Below are 20,296 nucleotides of genomic sequence, written 5' to 3' on the forward strand. Positions count from 1 at the left end.
CCCTTTATTAAAAAATCACGCCTGCATGTAAAATTACATTTGCATAAGGCGTAGCCTCGCCTGTACGAATAATTGCCTTTGCTTTCTTTGTATGCTCTTTAAATTGTTCATGAGATACATACTCAAATGCTGGCTCTATTAATTTCAGCTCAATCCCTTTATTCACTTCCGCATTATTTATAATGACTTCTTCTGCTAACGTCACTTTTTCAATTGCCATATCATCAGCTACAACTTGTAACACCTCTAAAAAACTCGGTTTTCCAATCTCAACAGCTAAATCAATTCGTTTTACCCCGTCAGGAATCGGTAACCCGCAATCAGCAATTACAATTGTATCTGTATGCCCAAGTGAAGCAAGGACTGCCGCAATTTCACTATTTAATACACCATGCTTTTTCATCCAACAATCACCTGCACTTCACGTACTCGATCTCTCGTTGGCATACCGCCCTGTGCTCCAAGTTTCGTCACAGAAAGACCACCGGCAATATTCGCAAAACGAATTGCTTTTTGAAGTGTCTCTCCTTCAGAAAGTGCAACTGCTAACGCACCATTAAATGTATCACCAGCTCCAGTTGTATCCACTACATCAACAGCAATGCTAGGAACATGTACAATCTCCGTTCCATTATGGAAACGAACACCGTTAGAACCTTCTGTCATCAATAGTTTATTTGGATACTTCGCCAATAAATCTTCAATTGGTGATGTAAAATCATCTAATACAATGCGGCACTCATGTTCATTTGGCGTAATATAAGTTGCCTTTTCTAAAATATCTTCTGATAACACTTGTGCTGGCGCTGGATTTAACATAACTGGAATATTATGCTCCTCACAAATAGCCAATACATATTTTACTGTTTCAAGTGGAATTTCTAGTTGCAGAACAACCATATCTGCTTTTATAAGAAGGTCTTTTGAGCGATCTACAACTGACTTATTTACAAGAGCATTTGCTCCTTGTACGACAACAATACTGTTATCTTCTTCTGCTAAAACGATATGAGCAATTCCTGTCGTTCCATCTGTAACCGGTACCACATAGTCGATAAAAATGCGTTCGTTCTCTAAATTTTTTCTAACTACCGTTCCGTAATCATCATTTCCTACCGCTCCAACCATTGCTACATTTGCTCCTAATCTAGCTGCAGCAACCGCTTGGTTCGCCCCTTTCCCTCCAGGGATTGTATGAAACGCTTCACCAATTACTGTTTCTCCTGCTTTCGGCCGTTTTTTTGAAACAGCCACTAAGTCCATTGAAATGCTACCTACTACTGCAATATTTGGCATCTGTTTCATCTCCTTACTTCGTTGTATTTCGTTCTATAATTTTAATCGGTAGACGATAGTGTTTCTCTTCTAATGCATTTCCTTCCATTTGCTCTAACAACAACTCTGTTGCAATTTTTCCCATCTCATATATCGGTTGTGCAACTGTTGTAATAGATGGATACATCATTTCTGTTAAAGAAATTCCATCAAATCCGATAATTTGTAAATCATCTGGAATGGCAATCCCCTTTTGAAGTGCAGCCTTTACAATACCGATCGCAATTAAATCATTCCCAGCAACAATACCATCAATATGCGGGTATTCTTCTAATAATTCCATCGCTACACGCTCACTATTTGCTGGATCAAACGTGCTCTCTGCAATCATATACGAAAGATTATTTTGCGTAATAACATCTACAAAACCTTCAAAACGTTCATTTGCAGTACTCACATCACGTGGACCGCGAATATGTGCAATATGTTTACATCCTTTATCTAGTAACAACTTTGTCGCAGCCTGACTTCCCGCATAGTTATCTGCATATACGGTAGGTATACGCTCATTAAACAGACGGTCAATCGCAACGACTGGAACAGATAAATTCATGTAATTAACACTATTTTGTGGATTCGTTGCTACAATAAATCCATCTACATTATTTTGTCTAAGTACATCAATGTATTGTTTCTCTTTTTCTAAACTTTCATCAGAGTTACAAAGGACAACTGTGTAACCTTGTTTATGTGCTACATCTTCTACGGCACGTGCAACTTCTGGAAAGAATGGATTCACGATATTTGGAACAACTAAGCCAATTAAACGGGACTTTTTATTATACAGTGAACGCGCTACTGTACTGGGCTTATAATCTAACATCTCAATTGCACGCTCTACCTTTTTTAATGTATCTTCGTGAACATATCCATTTTTATTTAGAACTCTGGAAACGGTCGCAACAGATACTCCCGCTAATTTCGCAACGTCTTTGATCGTACTCATTCTCTTTTCTCTCCATTTCATGTAACCGTTTACAGAAAATAATATAACGTATTTCTAAAAATACGTCAATCATTTCTCACTAAAAAGCTTTTAAGGTTATACTCAAAGAAGCACCGCCATAAGGCGATGCTTCTTCATTACGAGTATGATACAGTTTTTTCTTTTTCTTCTACAGCAGGCTCTTCAGCATCTTTTTTACGATCTGATAGTTTAATTTTTTGTAAGAAAATCGTAAAGATAGCACCTACTACAATAAATACTAATCCTGTTAAGAATACAGTATGAAGCGAGTCTACTAAAGAGTTTTTCAAAATAGGTACAATGCTGTTAGCGAACGCTTCTGGCATTTGTTTTAATGCCTCTGGGCTAAATAGCATTGAATATAAACCTTGTGGATCTGTGTGAATCATATCTTTAAATTTCGTTACCATTTGTCCCGCTTCTTTCGGGAATGTATCTAATACAGGTACTAATTTATTTGTTAACGTTGTACCTGAAGTGTTATTCATAATTGATCCTAAAATTGTAATACCAAATGTTCCACCAATTTGACGGAAGAATTGACTTGATGATGTTACGACACCAAGATCCTTTTTCGGAAAGCTTTCTTGTAACGCTAATGTTAATGTTGGCATTACAAGACCCATTCCTAAACCGATAACCATCATATAAGAAGTAGCTGTAAGCTTCGTTGTGTGCATATCCATCGTTGTTAATAACCAGAAACCACCGGCCATAATAAGCATACCTGCGATAATTTGTGGTTTTACACCAACTTTTAATACAAGTTGCCCACCGATAATACTCATCACAATCATTGTAATCATCATTGGAGTCATAATTGTTCCTGATTCAGCAGCACTTACTCCTACAATACCTTGCATGAAGAATGGTACGAACATAATCGCACCGAACATTCCGATACTCATAAAGAATCCAATCGCATTCAGTATTGTAAATGTGCGATTTTTAAAGAAATGCATCGGTAAAATCGGTTCTTCAGCTTTCGTTTCAACGATAACAAAACTAACGATACCAATTAAAGCTAGTGCAAATAAACCGATAATTTGCCAAGAATCCCATGCGTAATCTTTTCCGCCAAACGTTAACGCTAGTAATAAACTTACAACACCGAGAATCATCGTAAAGATTCCAGCGATATCAATTTTAATTGGTCCCGTTTGTTTATGTGATTTTAAGCCCATTGCGATAAAGATTGTCGCTAAAATACCAACCGGTAAGTTAATGTAGAATACCCATCTCCAGTTCACTGCATCTACAATCCAACCACCAACTTGTGGTCCAATTACAGAAGCAAGACCGTATAACGCACCAAAAATCCCTTGCCATTTCGCACGTTCTTTTCCCGTAAACATATCTCCAATAATAATCATAGCCATTGGCATCATAATACCGCCACCAAGACCTTGAATACCACGGAAAATAATTAATTCTGTCATACCATTTGCCATACCACATAACGCTGAGCCAACCATAAAGATAACTAGCCCTGTTATATATACGTTACGACGACCAAGTAAATCCGCTAATTTACCCGCAATTGGTACAACTGTCGTTGATGTTAACATATAAGCTGTTGTTAACCATGTCATTAAGCTTAAACCGCCTAGTTCACCGACGATACGCGGCATTGCTGTACCTACAATTGTTCCGTCTAACGCAGCAAATAGCATCGCGATTACTAAACCGATTAACAACAACTTTCTATTTATATTGTCTTGTTGCTCCATGTAATCTCCTCAATTCCTCTTAGTTATTCTCTTTTTTCTCTTGTGTCCCGCAAATAATTGTTTCTAACTTCTCAAAGAGACGTAATAAATCTTCTCTTTCTTGCAACTCTAAATGTGAAAAGTATTTTGCAATATGCTCGTTACGAGCAGTCATTGCCTCTTCTACCCTAGTTTTCCCCTTTTCCGTTAACTCAATGATGACAACACGACGGTCATCTTTGTCGTGATAACGTTCTACAAGTTCTTGATCGATTAGACGATCAATCATCACTGTAATCGCGCTAGGCTTCACATACATCTTTTTTGCTAATGTTGTCGCTCTTGAAGCCCCATAATGATCTAAAATCTTTAAAATATAAAACTGCGGTGGTGTAAGTCCTGTTGCTTGCATTTGTTCTAATAACTCCGTCTGCATTTTCTTTCCAATCGAAAAGGCAAGAGCTTGAATTTTATCGATATGCGTCATATCATTTGGCATGTTATCCACCTCTTATTTAAACAATAAAATATTTAACGTATTTAAATATTAATCCCACGAACAAAATCCGTCAATACCTTTTATCTATAAAAACGTTTACATTTTTGTCACAAAGTTGTATAATTTTCGACGAAGTTAATATTGACAGTCACGGAGAATCGGAGTTCACGGCTATGAATCATAAAAAAGGAAACTTTTTTATATTTCATGGCCTTTTTATATTCTCTGTCTTAAAACGCTTCGAATTAATTAGGGGAGGATTTTCATTTTATGTTTTTTACACAATTATTTAAACCTGCGCCCCACGCGGAACGCTTACCAGCTGATCGCGTTGATAGCGAATACCGTAAATTACGTTTACAAGTATTCTTAGGTATCTTCATCGGTTATGCAGGTTACTACTTTGTTCGAAAAAACTTTTCACTAGCAATGCCATACTTAATCGAACAAGGCTTTAGTAAAGGAGAACTTGGGGTTATCCTTTCAGCAGTATCCATAGCTTACGGATTAAGTAAATTCCTGATGGGGATCGTATCTGACCGTTGTAATCCTCGCTACTTTTTAGCAGCTGGGCTATTTTTATCAGGTATCATTAATATTATTTTCGGTTCATTTTCTTTCATTACAACGAGCATCATACTTATGTTTGTACTTCAGTTTTTAAATGGATGGGTACAAGGTATGGGGTGGCCTCCATGTGGTCGTACGATGGTTCACTGGTTCTCTATTAGTGAACGTGGTACAAAAATGTCTATTTGGAACGTCGCTCATAATGTCGGCGGAGCGCTTATGCCTTCTCTTGTAACATTAGGTTTATACTTCTTTGCAAATGACTGGAAAAGTATTTTTTACTTCCCAGGTATTCTTTCAATTTTAGTTGGTATTTATGTATTAATTACGATGAAAGATACGCCTCAATCTTGTGGACTACCTTCTATTGAAGAGCATACTGGAGAATATCCACCAGATGAGAAAATAAAAGATCGCGAACGCGAACTTTCGGCAAAAGAAATTTTATTTAAATACGTACTAAACAATAAGTTTTTATGGTACATCGCTATTGCGAACGTTTTCGTATATTTCGTACGTTACGGCGTTGTAGACTGGGCTCCTACTTATTTAGTAGAAGAAAAAAGCTTTACTCATAGTAGCTCACGTACTGCTTACGCTCTATATGAATGGGCTGGTATTCCAGGTACACTTCTTTGCGGATGGATGAGTGATAAACTATTTAAAGGACGTCGTGCACCTGCTGGTATTTTATTTATGGTTGGTGTATTTATCGCAGTTCTTGTTTACTGGTTAAACCCTCCTGGTAATCCAATGGTTGATAGTATCGCACTTGTCGCAATTGGATTTTTAATTTACGGACCGGTTATGCTAATTGGTCTACACGCTCTAGATTTAGCACCAAAGAAAGCTGCTGGAACTGCAGCAGGCTTAACTGGATTCTTCGGTTACTTAGGCGGAGCTGCTTTCGCTAGTGCCGCTATGGGCTTTATCGTAGATGCATTCGGATGGGATGGCGGATTTATCTTATTACTTGCATCTTGCATACTTGCAATGTTCTTCCTTGCCCTTACTTTAAATACAGGATCAACAAAACAAAAGCAAGCTTAAGTACAAATATTATACTTATCAAAAAAAGAGAGACCATTCTTTCCAGAATGCCTCTCTTTTTTCTACAAATAAATCTTTTTTCTTACAAAAGATTTATTTTCCTCTCATATACATGTTAGCGCTTCCAAATTACTTCAACACCTAATACAACTGCATTCCACTTTTATATAAAAAGATTTTTGAATATTTTTTCAACTTATCCTTGTCAAACATTGTCAATTTATATTAAAATAACAACATACAAAATATTTAGTCTTTTCAGAAAAGATGGAGGGATAGCCATGAAGAATTCACTTCTTCGTATTGAAAACTTGCAAACTTCCTTTCGTATACAAGATCAGTATCATGCAGCAGTTGATAATGTATCCTTAACTGTTCATGAAAATGAAATTGTTGCTATCGTTGGTGAGTCAGGATGCGGAAAAAGTGCACTTGCCCTTTCCATTATGCGACTGCATAATGAAGCAAATACAAAATTACAAGGGCAGCTTTACTATAGAGATAAGGACTTACTAAGCATGTCAACCGCCGAAATAAATAAAGTACGTGGTTCAAATATCGGAATGATTTTCCAAGAACCTCTTACAGCACTCGATCCTCTTATGACAGTTGGAAAACAAATCGAAGAAAACTTAGACTACCACACAAGCCTTTCAAAAGTTGAAAAGAAAGAACGCACCTTAGAACTACTTCATCAAGTTGGTATTCCAAAACCAGAACTTACATATAAACAATACCCACACGAATTATCTGGCGGAATGAGACAAAGAATTGTTATCGCAATTGCAATTGCTTGTAAGCCAGGGCTCATTATTGCAGATGAGCCAACAACTGCACTTGACGTAACCATTCAAGCGCAAATTTTAGATTTATTACGTTCCATTCAAGAACAAACGAAAATGGGCATCATCTTAATTACACACGATTTAAGCGTCGTGGCCGAAACCGCTGATCGTATCGTCGTTATGTATGCAGGACAAGTTGTAGAAACAGGAACAGTCGAAGAGATTTTTAATAACCCTCTTCATCCATATACTCGTTCCTTATTAAATTCAATCCCGTCTGCATCTGCTGAAAAAGAAAAATTACATGTTATTCAAGGCGTTGTACCGACATTAGCTAAGTTACCTCGCACAGGTTGTCGATTCCAAGCACGGATTCCATGGATTAGATCTGATCAACATGAAGAAAATCCCGTTTTACATGAAGTAAAACAAGACCATTGGGTACGTTGCACTTGCTACAAACATTTCAACTTCCAACATAAGAAAGGAGATGACGTAACTCATGGCACTGCTTAAAGTAGAAGATTTAAAAGTACACTTTCCAATTAAAGGTGGTGTTTTCGGCCGTACATTAGATTACGTTCGTGCTGTTGATGGCGTAAGCTTCGAACTACAACCTGGCGAAACATACGGAATCGTTGGGGAATCTGGGAGCGGCAAATCAACAACTGGAAAAGCAATTATGCACTTAACAAAAGCGACAGGCGGTAGCATTCATTTTAATAATAGAGATTTAACAAAATTAAGTCGCTCAGAACTAAGAGAACAACGAAAAGATATTCAGATGATTTTTCAAGATCCTTATTCATCCTTAAACCCGAAGAAACGTGTTATGGATATTATCGCTGAACCACTTCGAAATTTTGAGAAACTCTCACCTGATGAAGAGCGTAGAGCTGTTCAAGATTATCTTGATAAAGTTGGATTAAATCCTGAGTCTATGTATAAATACCCACATGAATTTTCCGGTGGACAAAGACAGCGGATTGGTATTGCACGCGCACTTACACTAAAACCGAAGCTTATTATCGCAGATGAACCTGTATCCGCGCTTGACGTGTCGGTACAAGCTCAAGTTTTAAACTTCTTGCAAGATTTACAATCTGAACTCGGACTAACATACCTATTTATTAGTCATGATTTAGGTGTAGTTCGCCATATGTGTGACCGTATCGGTGTTATGTATCGCGGACGCATTGTGGAAGAAGCAACTAGTGCTGAAATTTATAATAATCCACAGCACATCTATACGAAGCGCCTAATATCAGCTATTCCTGATATTCGTCCAGAAAACCGCGAGCAACAACGTAAATTGCGTCGTGAGGTAAGCGTTGAGTATGAGAAATCATACGAAAGTTATTTCAATGAAAATGGCCGTGCTTACGATTTAAAACCAATCTCGCCAACACACCGGGTGGCATTACCTTAAGGGAGTGATAAAACATGTGGAAATTTATATTACGCCGGGTTTTAGTTATGATACCGCAATTATTCATATTAAGCGTACTCGTCTTTACACTGGCTAAGGCAATGCCAGGTGATGCATTAAGTGGCGCTGAACTAGCAAACCCAAAAGCCGATCCAAAAGTGCTCGAAGAACAACGTGAAAAACTAGGTTTAAACGATCCTATTCCCACTCAATATGTAAGGTGGATTTCAAATGCTGTACAAGGGGATTTTGGTATTTCTTACGCACATAAAATAAAAGTAACAGATATTATCGGGGAACGTCTTGGCAATACCATACTGTTAGCTCTTCTTATTCTTATTCTTACTTACTTAATTGCTATTCCACTTGGAGTTATAAGTGGACGTTGGAATGATACGTGGGCTGATCGACTCATTACGCTCTATAACTTTTTAGGATTCGGTACACCACTATTTATTTTCGGGTTAGTAATGTTATTCTTATTCGGCTTTTTATATCCAATTTTCCCTACGAGTGGTAGCGTTGATCCACAAGTTGCAACAGGATCATTTGATTACTATTTAAGTAAATTCAATCATATGATTTTACCAGCTTTATCTGGGGCATTAATTGGAACTGTAGGAACTGTACAATATTTACGAAGTGAAATTATCGATACGAAACATAAAGATTTTGTACGCACAGTAAAAGCAAAAGGTGTACCAGAATCTAAAGTATATTCCAGACATATTTTAAGAAATTCATTTTTACCAATTGCAGCATTTTTAGGATATGAAATTACAGGTTTAGTTGGAGGCTCTATTATTCTAGAAAATATTTTCGGCTATCCAGGAATTGGACAACTATTTTTCCAATCTATCACTCAACGTGATTTCAGTGTCGTAACTGCTCTTGTATTATTTACTGGATTCGCAACGCTACTCGGGACTCTTCTTTCCGATATTATTCTAAGCATCGTTGATCCACGTATTCGTATTGATTAATGGAGGTGAAGAAACGTTATGTTAGCAAATCCTGAAAAACAAACTGAAGTCATTCATTACGAAAAGAGCCCCTCTGGTTTCTCCATTATGTGGCGAGAATTTCGTAAAGATAAACTAGCAATGTTTTCTCTATTCTTTTTAGCTTTAATATTAATAGCCGTTTACGCAACTTCATTTATTATGAAGCAAGAAGATATCGTCCGAGTCGATTTATTCGCTATTTATGACCCTCCTTCTGCTGAACATTGGTTAGGAACTGATTATGGAGGCCGTGATATTTTCGGACAATTAATTATTGGTACACGTAACTCCTTTACAGTTGGTTTAGCCATCACTCTTTTAGCAACCCTTATCGGTCTTACGACGGGACTAATTGCTGGCTATTTTGGAGGAGTTGTCGATAACATCATTATGCGTTTTATCGACTTTATGATGATTTTACCATTCTTAATGATTGTTATCGTGTTTATCTCACTCGTTCCAACTTTCAATATTACGACATTTATTCTCATAATGACCGCTTTCTTATGGGTCGGAAAAGCAAGGCTTATACGCTCTAAAGTATTGACTGAGAAAGAACTTGATTACGTATCTGCATCAAAAACATTAGGAACACCAAATTGGAAAATAATCTTCCAGCAAATATTACCTAATTTAAGTTCTATTATTATCGTAAATATCACATTAAATCTTGCTGGTAACATCGGAATTGAATCTAGTTTAACTTACTTAGGCTTCGGTCTACCAGAGAGCACACCAAGTCTTGGTACACTTGTAAGTTACGCAACTAACCCAGATGTATTACAAGAAAAGTGGTGGATTTGGTTACCCGCATCAATCATGATTTTAGTGTTGATGCTGTGTATAAATTTTATTGGTCAAGCGTTAAAGCGTGCGGCTGATGCGAGACAAAGAAAAGGATAAGGGGTGGAGAAGTTATGAACAAACCAAAACTGTACAAAGTATTAAGTACACTTGCTGCTTCAACATTATTACTATCTGCATGTGGGGGTGCTGATAGCGGTAGTAAAAAGGCAAACACAAAAAAAGTAGAAACAAATAAATTTAGTGCTGCTGTAAAAAATGACGGTAAAGAAATTAAAGACGGATCATTAACTTATGGACTCGTTTCAAATTCACCTTTCGCTGGTGTTTTAAGTAGGGTATTGTATGAAGTTGCTCCAGATTCAGAGATTATGGATTTCTTTGATGAACAATTATTAGCTACAGATAAAAACTGGGAAATTACAAATGACGGTGCTGCAACTTATACAATTTCTGAAGATAAAAAAACAATTACAATTAAAATTAAAGATAATGTAAAATGGCACGATGGTAATCCTGTAACAGCTGAGGATTTAGAATATTCTTACTTAATAATCGGTAATAGCAAATATACAGGTATCCGTTACGATACACAAATGCAAATGATTGAAGGTATGGAAGAATATCACAATGGAAAAGCTGACAAAATTTCTGGTATTAAAGTAGTCGATCCAAAAACAATTTCCATTACTTATAAAGAAGTAAACCCTTCACTAAAAACTGGTATTTGGACATATCCTACACCTAAAAAATATTTAGGTGATGTACCAATTGAAAAACTAGCTGAATCAGATAAAATCCGTCAAAATCCAATTGGATTCGGTCCATTTAAAGTGAAGAAAATCGTTCCTGGTGAATCAGTTGAGTATGAGCGTTTTGATGATTACTGGGGCGGCAAACCTAAGCTAAAAAATGTAACATTAAAAGTTGTAAATCCATCTATTGTTAGTGCATCTCTGAAAAAAGGTGATATTGATATTGCAGCAATTACTGCTGATCAATATCCGAACGTAAGTAAATTAAAAAACACACAACTAATTGGTAAAACTGACCTTGCTTACACTTATATCGGATTTAAGTTCGGACATATGGACAAAGCAAAGAATGAAGCTGTAATGGATAACGATAAGTTCAAAGACGTTCGTTTACGTCAAGCGATGGCACATGCAATTGATAGAGAAAAATTAGGAGAGAAAGTATATCACGGACTTCGCGTTCCAGCTAACTCTCCAATTCCACCATCTATGCCAAAGTACCATAATAATGATGTTGGTGCGTATAATTTCGATGTAAATAAAGCGAAAAAACTATTAGATGAAGCTGGGTATAAAGATAAAAATGGTGATGGATTCCGTGAAGATCCAAAAGGTAATGAATTGAAGATTAACTTCTTAACTAGTAGTGGTAGTGAAACAAGTGAACCGCTGGCTAAATTCTACATTCAATCTTGGAAAGATATCGGCTTAAAAGTAGAACTTGTTGATGGACGCTTACACGAATTTAATGCTATGCGTGACATGATTAAAAAAGATGATCCGAAGGTTGATATTTTTGCCGGTGCTTGGAACACTGGCTCTGACCCTGACCTTTCTGGCCTATGGGGCAAAAATGCCGGATTCAACTATCAACGCTGGGTAAATGATGAAAATACGAAGTTATTAGAAGCAGGATTATCAGAAAAAGCTACTGATGAAAAATATCGTAAAGAAGTATACGATAAATGGCAAAAATTAATTCATGACGAAGCACCGATGATTCCAATTCATTACACATTTGATTTAACAGGTGTTAATAAGCGCGTAAAAAATTATGATGTCAACACTAAAGTGAATCAAATAACTTCACATTGGAAAGACGTTACTGTAACAAGTGAGAAGCCAGAAGTAGAAAAATAAACATAAAAATAGCTCTTAGCATTTACATACATGCTAAGAGCTATTTTTTATTTTCATTGCTTTTCCTACTAATGATAACAACCAATTCCTTCCCTACTCTAATATTAAAAGATTTGATGAAATACCTTTATTAAAACAGCTAACGTAACAGATCCAGCAAATCCCCCTAAACAAATTAAGCTTACCCCTTGACTATATGACAAATTTTGAAATGATTTCATTGCTTCCATCCTCCCTATCTCCCCTTTGATACTTTTATTTTACCAATGGGAAAAATTTCATAACATCGATTTCTCTAACAACTAACTTACAAATTTGTAAGTTAACATCTTTTCAACTTATATATCTAGTATTTCCACAAATGAGAGTTATTTATACATAAAAAAGACCTCAGCTATACTAAGGTCTTTAGTTACATTTTATTTTATAATCATCACCGGACATTTCACTCGTTTTGCTATTTTATGACTTACACTACCAAGTACCATTTCTTGCAGTGTATTTAATCCTCTACTTCCCGCTATAACAAGATCTATATCTCCTGTATTTACATATTGCACAATTGTATCTCCAGGATCACCATGTAATATCGTAATTGTATAAGATATGTTCTCTTTCTTTAATAAAACTTCAATCTCTTTTAATTTATCTTTTCGACTAGCCGATATTGTTTCTAAATCTGTTTGACCTTGTATAATATCTGATTTTGCCGTTCTATTATCTACTACGTACACAACTTCAACATTTGTTTCTTCGCTACATTTCGCAATATATGTTGCATGTTCCGCTGCTCGAAGTGCATGTTCAGAACCGTCACATGCTAATATAATTTGTTTGTACATATGCTGAATCCCCTTTTCGTTATCCTACTCGTATTATATAATAAAGCCCCCTAAAAAGGAGGCTTTTAACTAGCAATTCTTTTATTATAAGTAGCTAAATTTGCAACAAGTTTTGAGCTACGTTCATTTAATCCTGTTATACTTACTTTCACACCACTTTGCTCATACTTTATGATAACTTTATCAATTGATGCCACCGCTGAATCATCCCATACGTGCGCATGAGTAAAATTCATTTCAATTTCTTTTACATCTTCATTAAATGAAAAATTATTTATGAAATCGGCTGTGGATGCAAAGAAAAGTTGACCGTGAATTTCGTATATTTTCTTATTTTCAATATATAAATGTTTCACGTGAATCTTTGCCATATTGAATGCAAATAACACCGCACTAATTACTGTTCCGATAATTACACCTACTGCTAAGTTATGTGTAATTAGGACAATCACAACTGTTACGATCATAACAAATGCGTTTCCTTTTGGTACTTTATGAATCGTTGTTACAGAGTTCCAATCAAACGTTCCGATTGAAACCATAATCATAACCGCAACTAAAGCTGCCATCGGAATATGAACGACATAATCTCCTAAAACGAATAGTAATACGATTAAAAATCCGCCCGCTACAAATGTTGATAGGCGACCTCGTCCACCTGATTTAATATTAATAACAGATTGACCGATCATTGCACATCCTGCCATTCCTCCGAAGAAACCAGCGACGATGTTTGCGATCCCTTGTCCGCGTGCCTCTTTATGCTTATTACTTTCTGTATGCGTCATATCATCTAAAACTGAAGCTGTTAATAAAGACTCTAGTAAACCAATAATTGCAAGCATAACTGCATAAGGTAAAATAATCCCTAATGTTTCTAATGTAAATGGCACATCAGGAATACTAAAGAACGGTAATTCTTTCGGTAGGCTTCCCATATCCCCTACTGTTTTCAACTGTAATCCGCTCATAAGTGCAATACTCGTCACAATAATAATTGAAATAAGCGTAGAAGGTACAACCGTTGTAATACGTGGAAATAAATATATAATTGCAAGTCCTAATACAACGAGTGCATACATTTGCCAAGTTGCATTTTTAAAATGCGGTAATTGCGCTGTAAAAACTAAAATTCCAAGTGAATTTAAAAAACCACTCATAACAGATTTCGGAACAAACTTCATAAATGAGCTCAGTTTGAACACGCCAAAAATAATTTGGACAATACCTGTTAATATTGTTGTAGCAAATAAATATTGCAAACCATGATCTTTAACGAGCGTTACCATTAATAATGCCATTGCACCTGTTGCAGCTGAAATCATCCCAGTTCTTCCGCCAACAAATGAAATGGTAACTGCAATACAAAAGGCTGCATATAGTCCAACTGTCGGATCCACGCCTGCAATAACAGAGAAAGCTATCGCTTCAGGGATTAACGCTAAAGCAACGACAATTCCTGATAACACGTCCCCTCTCACATTAGAAAACCAGTCATTTTTTATCGTTTGAAACAAAATATCACTCCTCTACTCCTTTATAATTTGATTTTCTCCATAAGAAAATCATGCCGACTGCACGAAGGATATTATATAACGAGTAGAAGATTCTTTGCTATGTAAAAGTTTCCTAAAGAAAAAGACGCTACCTTAGTAGCGTCTTTTCTCATTTCATTAATGTCCACCGTGTCCTTGACCACTTTCCTGAACAATTTCTAACCTCTCATCTAGTATTCCTTGTGTTTCAAATGAAATATCACTCGTACTTCCTAATAAGAAGCCATGATTATATGGTCCAAGTGTTGGATCATCTTTAAACTTCGGCTGAATAGTAGCAAGGAAGTCATACACTGGTTGTGAAGCTTTCCCTTCTTCTAACAAGACAACAGGTGCGTGTTTACCCATATGTGAAAAAGGTGCCCCAGCAACTGCTAAATCTGGTGTTTTGCTTGAAACAAATGATAAACCGTGACCAGGTTTTGTGAATCCCCAGCCAAATTTTGTTTTTTCATCTTTAAACTTCGCAAATGCGATAGAATTTTCTGTTGGAGTCTCACCGCTAATACGCGTTACTTTCCCGTATTTGCTTAACTCTTTTTCTACTTCTTTTGAAACGATTTTTTCTGGTCCTAGTACATATATATTTGCTTTATCTTTTCTCATCTTTAATGCCTCTATTGTCGTTTCTGGCACTTTATTCTTTTCTGTATAGAGTAGTGGTTCCGGCATATGAGAAATCCAGTTTACAGCGGGGGTTGTATATAAACGTCCTTCTTCTGCAGACGAACCGATAATAACACTATTTGGGTAGCTTCCTGTTATATCGGCATACTCCTTATCAACATCTTTCGCAAATATAGCTGGGTTCGTTTCTTTTATTTGTTTTATTTTATAACCTTTTAATTGTTCAAGCGCGCTAGTACCTACATCCCCCATCACCATAATTTGTGTTCCATCTTTCGTTCCGATTGGATTTAATCGTTTTATTTCTTTTAACGTCATTTCTGGTATTTTTTCTTTTTCTATAAATAAAATCGGTCCGTTATTCGGATGATGAATAAGGTCTGCACTCGCAATACCTAATTGCCACTCGCTCACTGGTACTAAAATAACAGCACCTGGCTGGTTCTCTTTATGGGTTGCTGGCCATATCGTTTGCGAAGTTAACACTGCCATTTGCAGGGGATCATTTGTATTTAACCTCGTCACATTTTTTAAACTTGTCGTTAATAAATCATTCGATGCCCCTTCGTTCATTTCTTTTGGCGCCGTTACCTCCTGATTCATTTTCATTTCCTTTTGCTCTGTTTTTTTCTCTTTTGTAGATTCATGGTTTTTATGGTCTGTATTCGTTTGTCCGCATGCAGCAAGACCAACTGCTGTAATTATTGTTATCCCAAAAATTCGGGTCATTTTTTTCACTATACCGCCTCCGTATTAATCATTTTTGAGCCAATATGATTACCTAAAATGTAATTTCAACTCCACAATAACAAGCAATTCTGAAGAAATTATGCAGACACATCATAATCTGCACCATTTCTTCATGATTTTGCATTACACTTTAAGTAACGATTATAAATATGGAGGGCTCTCTATGATTGATATACTGCTCGTAGACGATGAACCGAGAATGCTTGAATTATTAACTCTTTATCTTACTCCAATTGGATATAACTGCGTATGTGCGAATTCAGGAGAAGAAGCTATTTTACATATAGAAAATCGAAACTTTAAATTTGTTTTACTCGATATTATGATGCCAAAGATGGACGGATGGGAAACGTGCAAAAAAATCCGATCTTTTAGTAACATTCCTATCATTATGGTTACAGCTCGTGATCAAACAGTAGATGTCGTTCAAGGATTAAAACTCGGAGCCGATGATTACGTAACGAAACCTTTCCATGAAGAAGAACTTTTCGCAAGAATTGAAGCCGTTTTAAGACGTACAAATGAACATAAACAAATCCAATATCACGGTATTGTATGGGATGAAACAAAACACTTCGTTTCTGTCCATAATGAAGAGCTCCTTCTCACACCAATTGAATTTTCTTTACTCGGATTATTTTTACGCCATGTGAACTACGTATTAAACCGTGATCAGCTCATCGAACGAATTTGGGGGTTAAACACAAATACAGAAGATCGCACAGTCGATTCACATATTCGCAATTTACGTGATAAATTGCGAAAAGCACATTTCCCTATTGATCATCATTTAAAAACCGTGTATGGAGTAGGTTATCGATGGATTGATACTGAACAGTAAGGGGCAAAACGATGAAACGGATTTCAATTCAATTCGGATTTTATTTTTTAATTGTTACACTTTTAATTGAAAGTGTTCTCTTTATTTTGCTCTATTATAGTCTTGTAAACACTAGAGTAAATGAAGAAATGACAGCTTTATTAAAGCGAGGAAATAGTCACAGAGATGTCCTTGAAAAGTATTTTGATAAGCAAACAATCTCCCATGTTGCACTAATGGAATCCGAAGCCGAAACTACTGTTGTTATTACAAATGCAAATAAGGAGGTACTAGCTAAATCCAATGAAATAAATACTACTATAAAAAAGCATATTGAAAAGATGCAAACACGGACAGATCATGACGGAGCAATTATAGAGAATCATTGGAAAACATCTAATTATATATGTACAGTTAGCCCCATTGTAGTGGCTGGAAAAACGGAAGGCTACGTATATATGTTTCTCGGGACGGAATCAATCGAGGAAATGGTTAACGGGCTAACAAGACAATTCATTATTGCCGGAGTCATTACGTTTCTACTCACAGTCATCACAATTTTCCTATTATCACGTTTATTAACAAAACCATTGTTACACATGAAACATGCCACTGAAAAAATGAGTAAAGGCGATTTGTCCGTTTCGTTAACGACTACTCGAAATGATGAAATTGGTGAACTAGCATCATCTATTCAAACGCTCGCAAATGATTTACATTATATGAAAACAGAGCGAAGTGAATTTCTAGCAAGTGTTGCTCACGAATTACGAACACCGTTAACATACGTAAGAGGTTATGCTGACATTGCTTTAAAAGAAAGCACCTCTCCTGAACAACGTTTGCGATATTTATCAATTATAAAAGATGAGTCTGATTACATTACAAACTTAGTTCAAGATTTATTTTCACTTGCACAAATGGAACAACATAACTTTTCTATTCAAGTAAAGGAAGTGCATTTACACACCTTCCTTACTCGCATAGCTGAAAAAGTAAACGCCATGTATAAAGAAAGATACATTAAAGTTTCTTTCTCTTGTTCTCCTACATTGCTAGTCAACTTAGATGAACAGCGATTTGAACAAGTTATAGTAAACATTTTAAATAACGCTTATAGACATTCAAAAGAACATTCTCATATAAACATTTCTATTACAGAAGAACATAAACGTATCTCCATTACAATTGAAGATGAAGGCGAAGGTATTCCTCCTGAAGACCTCCCTCACATTTTCGACCGCTTTTATCGTGTTGATAAAGCTAGATCACGAGCTACAGGTGGAACTGGTTTAGGACTATCTATCGTGAAGGAAATTGTAGAGCTACACGGCGGGAATATTACAGTAACGAGTGAAGTCAATCACGGGTCTTGCTTTATAATTTCATTACCATCTATAAAGAAACACGACTATCATCAGTAGTCGTGTTTCTTTATCCCGCATTAACGGGCAGTAAGACCCCTACATCAAAATTCAGCGGAAGCAAAGAAGTTAGGTGGGGGATCAGCTGCCCGTAAAAGCCCGATTGGTTCAACTAATAATCAGTGGGAGATGAACAAAACCCCCACTGATTAAAGTTTCACTTTATCATTTTACTTTATAATATAAATTTACAAATTGCCCAAAACGTTTCGTATCCGTTAAAGTTAAATTAATTTCTGGATTCTTTTCTTTAAATAATGGGACACCCGAGCCTAATATATGCGGTGTAATCGTAACAATATATTCATCAATTAGATTATTTTTAAAGAATTCTCTCAGTAGCTCTCCTCCACCAACCATCCATATTTTAGATCCTTCTTGTGCTTTTAACCTTTTTGTAAACTCCACTACATCTTCATTTACAAATTCCACGTTTCCGTCTGAACCTTTTTCTGAACGAGAAAAAACATAACATGCTTTATCTAAGTACGGGAATGTTTCCGTATGCTCTACTACATAATCGTACGTTTTCTTTCCCATAATTATTGTATCAATCGTTTCGTACATTTCTGTATAACCGTTATCTCCCTCTCCTTCCGTTTCCATTAACCACTCTAAATCATCATTTTCTTTCGCAATATATCCATCTAAGCTCGCTGCTATAAATAAAACTATTTCACGTGACATATCTTTTCCTCCTTGCATCTCATCTTGATAACATATGATGTAAACAATATACTAACAATAAAACACGACAATTTATGTCATGTTAAAAAGAAAAGGTGATACATTTGTCAAAAGCTAAACGCTTATTAGATATTCTTATATTTGCTTCTGCGAAAAAAACATTTACAGCTCAAGAAATAGCTGATGAATTTAACATTTCCGTTCGTACGGTTCATAGATACATTTTAGATTTAAGTGATATGGGATTACCCATTTATGCTGAACAAGGTCGTAATGGAGGATATAAAGTATTAACAACTAGGGTCATTCCACCTATCTTATTTACGGAAGAAGAAGCGGTCTCCATCTTTTTTGCCTTTCAATCTTTAAGCTACTACAGAGACTTGCCTTTTAATACAGAAATCAATTCTGTCACTCATAAACTATATAGCTCTCTACAACATGAGGCGAAAGCGAAAGTTGATAAAATACGTTCTTATATCTCCTTTTGGAATCCGAAGAGAACAATTGAGACCCCACTTTTAAACAAAGTGTTAACAGCGGCTATTGAAAATAAAAATTTACACTTTCAATACGAATCTAAATCAGGGATAAAAACAAAACATGTTCATCCGATTGGTGTATATGCTCACGACGGGTTATGGTACTTACCGTCCTATGACTTCGGTAGAAAAAAAGTATTACTGTATCGCGTTGATCGTATTCTCTCAATATTATCGATGGAAGAAAATACAGATACATTCATGAATTTAGAAGAGTGGTTTGCCTCTAACTCTAACGTAGTACACAATCCTACTCAGTTACATGTTTTACTGACAACAGAAGGCGTACGCCAATGTAAAAGCGTTCCTTATCTTGAGGAATTCGTTATAGTAAACGAGGATGGGACAGGATATATAAATTCAACAATTGATAAAGGTGAGATTAACTTTATTACTCCTTTATTTTATAGACTTGGAAACGATGCAAAAGTTTTAGAACCGAAAGAATTGATAGATGGTTTACGTATACGTGCGAAAGAAGTTTTAAGTATGTATGAAGATTAAAAAGGCGTAAGAGAAATTCTTTTACACCTTTTTAGTGTGCAATATTTTCTCTATCTCTTCTTTTAACAACGTCTTTATTTCTTCCAAATTATGATTCTTCTTTTCCTCCGGTTGCACCGTATAAAACTCAGCAAACGAACGCTCTTTATATCTTGGTACGACATGCATATGGTAATGTGTTAACTCGTTAAATACTCCACCATTTTGACAAACTGTAATTCCATCTGGTTTATATAATGCCTTAATCGCTTTTGCAATCAGCTTAGAAGCATCCATAATTGATCTTGCTACAACGTCATCTAATTCGTCTACTTCTACAACATGCTGCTTTGGCACAATTAAAGTATGTCCTGGGTAGAAAGGCGCATGATCTAAAAAGCAAGTTACATAATCATCTTCATATACTTTATATATTTTTTCCTCTTCGTTTGCTAATTTACAACCTAAACAGTCCACTACACTTTCCCCTCTTTCTAAAAACATAAAAACGTGAGAAT

The 20,296-nt window shown here is 36.0% G+C and carries 20 protein-coding genes; 9 read left to right on the forward strand and 11 right to left on the reverse strand.

Going from position 1 to position 20,296, the window contains the following annotated elements; genetic code table 11:
- Window positions 1–7: 7 nt before the first annotated feature.
- The 5 genes from rbsD to ACTJJY_RS13500 all read right to left on the reverse strand — a co-directional run bounded on the left by rbsD (window position 8) and on the right by ACTJJY_RS13500 (window position 4,510).
- Window positions 8–403 carry a D-ribose pyranase gene (gene rbsD, locus ACTJJY_RS13480; protein WP_440605713.1) on the reverse strand — a complete coding sequence of 132 codons (396 nt, stop codon included), beginning with the start codon at window positions 401–403 and terminating at the stop codon, window positions 8–10.
- Window positions 400–1,296 carry a ribokinase gene (gene rbsK / locus ACTJJY_RS13485; RefSeq protein ID WP_065482196.1) on the reverse strand — a complete coding sequence of 299 codons (897 nt, stop codon included), beginning with the start codon at window positions 1,294–1,296 and terminating at the stop codon, window positions 400–402. The genes rbsD and rbsK overlap by 4 nt, the downstream gene beginning before the upstream one ends.
- A 13-nt stretch (window positions 1,297–1,309) precedes the next feature.
- On the reverse strand, window positions 1,310–2,302 hold the full coding sequence (gene rbsR, locus ACTJJY_RS13490) for a ribose operon transcriptional repressor RbsR (RefSeq protein WP_440605714.1): 993 nt from the start codon (window positions 2,300–2,302) through the stop codon (window positions 1,310–1,312).
- 116 nt (window positions 2,303–2,418) lie between these two features.
- Entirely contained in the window at window positions 2,419–4,032 is a 1,614-nt protein-coding gene (locus tag ACTJJY_RS13495; RefSeq protein ID WP_098390145.1) for an MDR family MFS transporter, read from the reverse strand.
- A 19-nt stretch (window positions 4,033–4,051) separates the two neighbouring features.
- Window positions 4,052–4,510: a MarR family winged helix-turn-helix transcriptional regulator gene (locus ACTJJY_RS13500; protein WP_078994583.1), complete on the reverse strand. Its 459-nt coding sequence runs from the start codon at window positions 4,508–4,510 to the stop codon at window positions 4,052–4,054.
- Window positions 4,511–4,780: 270 nt separating this feature from the next.
- Between ACTJJY_RS13500 and glpT the strand changes: the two genes are divergently transcribed.
- From glpT to opp4A, 6 genes are all read left to right on the forward strand, one after another.
- Window positions 4,781–6,130 carry a glycerol-3-phosphate transporter gene (gene glpT / locus ACTJJY_RS13505; RefSeq protein WP_000466388.1) on the forward strand — a complete coding sequence of 450 codons (1,350 nt, stop codon included), beginning with the start codon at window positions 4,781–4,783 and terminating at the stop codon, window positions 6,128–6,130.
- A gap of 281 nt (window positions 6,131–6,411) precedes the next feature.
- Window positions 6,412–7,431, forward strand: a complete 1,020-nt coding sequence (locus ACTJJY_RS13510) for an ABC transporter ATP-binding protein (RefSeq protein WP_440605715.1) — start codon at window positions 6,412–6,414, stop codon at window positions 7,429–7,431.
- Window positions 7,418–8,344 carry an ABC transporter ATP-binding protein gene (locus tag ACTJJY_RS13515; RefSeq protein WP_001196381.1) on the forward strand — a complete coding sequence of 309 codons (927 nt, stop codon included), beginning with the start codon at window positions 7,418–7,420 and terminating at the stop codon, window positions 8,342–8,344. Before ACTJJY_RS13510 ends, ACTJJY_RS13515 begins: the two co-directional genes overlap by 14 nt.
- Before the next feature lie 14 nt (window positions 8,345–8,358).
- Window positions 8,359–9,327: an oligopeptide ABC transporter permease gene (gene opp4B / locus ACTJJY_RS13520; RefSeq protein ID WP_000265452.1), complete on the forward strand. Its 969-nt coding sequence runs from the start codon at window positions 8,359–8,361 to the stop codon at window positions 9,325–9,327.
- 18 nt (window positions 9,328–9,345) lie between these two features.
- Window positions 9,346–10,251 (forward strand): ABC transporter permease, encoded by a 906-nt coding sequence (locus tag ACTJJY_RS13525; protein WP_000880730.1) that lies wholly within the window; start codon window positions 9,346–9,348, stop codon window positions 10,249–10,251.
- Window positions 10,252–10,265: 14 nt separating this feature from the next.
- The gene (gene opp4A / locus ACTJJY_RS13530; protein ID WP_440605716.1) at window positions 10,266–12,047 is read left to right on the forward strand and encodes an oligopeptide ABC transporter substrate-binding protein; all 1,782 of its coding nucleotides are present in this window, start codon (window positions 10,266–10,268) and stop codon (window positions 12,045–12,047) included.
- A gap of 104 nt (window positions 12,048–12,151) precedes the next feature.
- Here the strand turns inward: opp4A and ACTJJY_RS13535 are convergent, their stop codons facing one another.
- The 4 genes from ACTJJY_RS13535 to ACTJJY_RS13550 form a co-directional block, all read right to left on the reverse strand.
- Entirely contained in the window at window positions 12,152–12,268 is a 117-nt protein-coding gene (locus tag ACTJJY_RS13535) for a DUF4027 family protein (protein WP_002094283.1), read from the reverse strand.
- Window positions 12,269–12,466: 198 nt separating this feature from the next.
- On the reverse strand, window positions 12,467–12,889 hold the full coding sequence (locus ACTJJY_RS13540) for a universal stress protein (RefSeq protein ID WP_000278001.1): 423 nt from the start codon (window positions 12,887–12,889) through the stop codon (window positions 12,467–12,469).
- Window positions 12,890–12,954: 65 nt separating this feature from the next.
- Window positions 12,955–14,406 (reverse strand): SulP family inorganic anion transporter, encoded by a 1,452-nt coding sequence (locus ACTJJY_RS13545; protein WP_000487919.1) that lies wholly within the window; start codon window positions 14,404–14,406, stop codon window positions 12,955–12,957.
- 156 nt (window positions 14,407–14,562) lie between these two features.
- Window positions 14,563–15,810, reverse strand: a complete 1,248-nt coding sequence (locus ACTJJY_RS13550; RefSeq protein ID WP_440605717.1) for a cell wall-binding repeat-containing protein — start codon at window positions 15,808–15,810, stop codon at window positions 14,563–14,565.
- A 175-nt stretch (window positions 15,811–15,985) separates the two neighbouring features.
- On the opposite strand from ACTJJY_RS13550, the gene ACTJJY_RS13555 reads away from it, so the two are divergent.
- Window positions 15,986–16,663 carry a response regulator transcription factor gene (locus ACTJJY_RS13555; protein ID WP_440605718.1) on the forward strand — a complete coding sequence of 226 codons (678 nt, stop codon included), beginning with the start codon at window positions 15,986–15,988 and terminating at the stop codon, window positions 16,661–16,663.
- 11 nt (window positions 16,664–16,674) lie between these two features.
- Window positions 16,675–18,066 carry an ATP-binding protein gene (locus tag ACTJJY_RS13560; RefSeq protein ID WP_440605719.1) on the forward strand — a complete coding sequence of 464 codons (1,392 nt, stop codon included), beginning with the start codon at window positions 16,675–16,677 and terminating at the stop codon, window positions 18,064–18,066.
- 165 nt (window positions 18,067–18,231) lie between these two features.
- Here ACTJJY_RS13560 and ACTJJY_RS13565 read toward each other — a convergent pair whose 3' ends face one another.
- Window positions 18,232–18,753, reverse strand: coding sequence for a dihydrofolate reductase family protein (locus ACTJJY_RS13565; protein WP_000085779.1), 522 nt, complete (start codon window positions 18,751–18,753; stop codon window positions 18,232–18,234).
- Between the two features lie 104 nt (window positions 18,754–18,857).
- Between ACTJJY_RS13565 and ACTJJY_RS13570 the strand changes: the two genes are divergently transcribed.
- On the forward strand, window positions 18,858–19,799 hold the full coding sequence (locus ACTJJY_RS13570) for a helix-turn-helix transcriptional regulator (protein ID WP_440605720.1): 942 nt from the start codon (window positions 18,858–18,860) through the stop codon (window positions 19,797–19,799).
- 21 nt (window positions 19,800–19,820) lie between these two features.
- Here the strand turns inward: ACTJJY_RS13570 and ACTJJY_RS13575 are convergent, their stop codons facing one another.
- A complete protein-coding gene (locus ACTJJY_RS13575; RefSeq protein WP_097961732.1) occupies window positions 19,821–20,255 on the reverse strand; it encodes an HIT family protein in 435 nt (144 codons plus the stop codon).
- Window positions 20,256–20,296 lie beyond the last annotated feature (41 nt).

Source organism: Bacillus sp. 22475, from assembly GCF_052044835.1.
Lineage (GTDB): Bacteria > Bacillota > Bacilli > Bacillales > Bacillaceae_G > Bacillus_A > Bacillus_A cereus.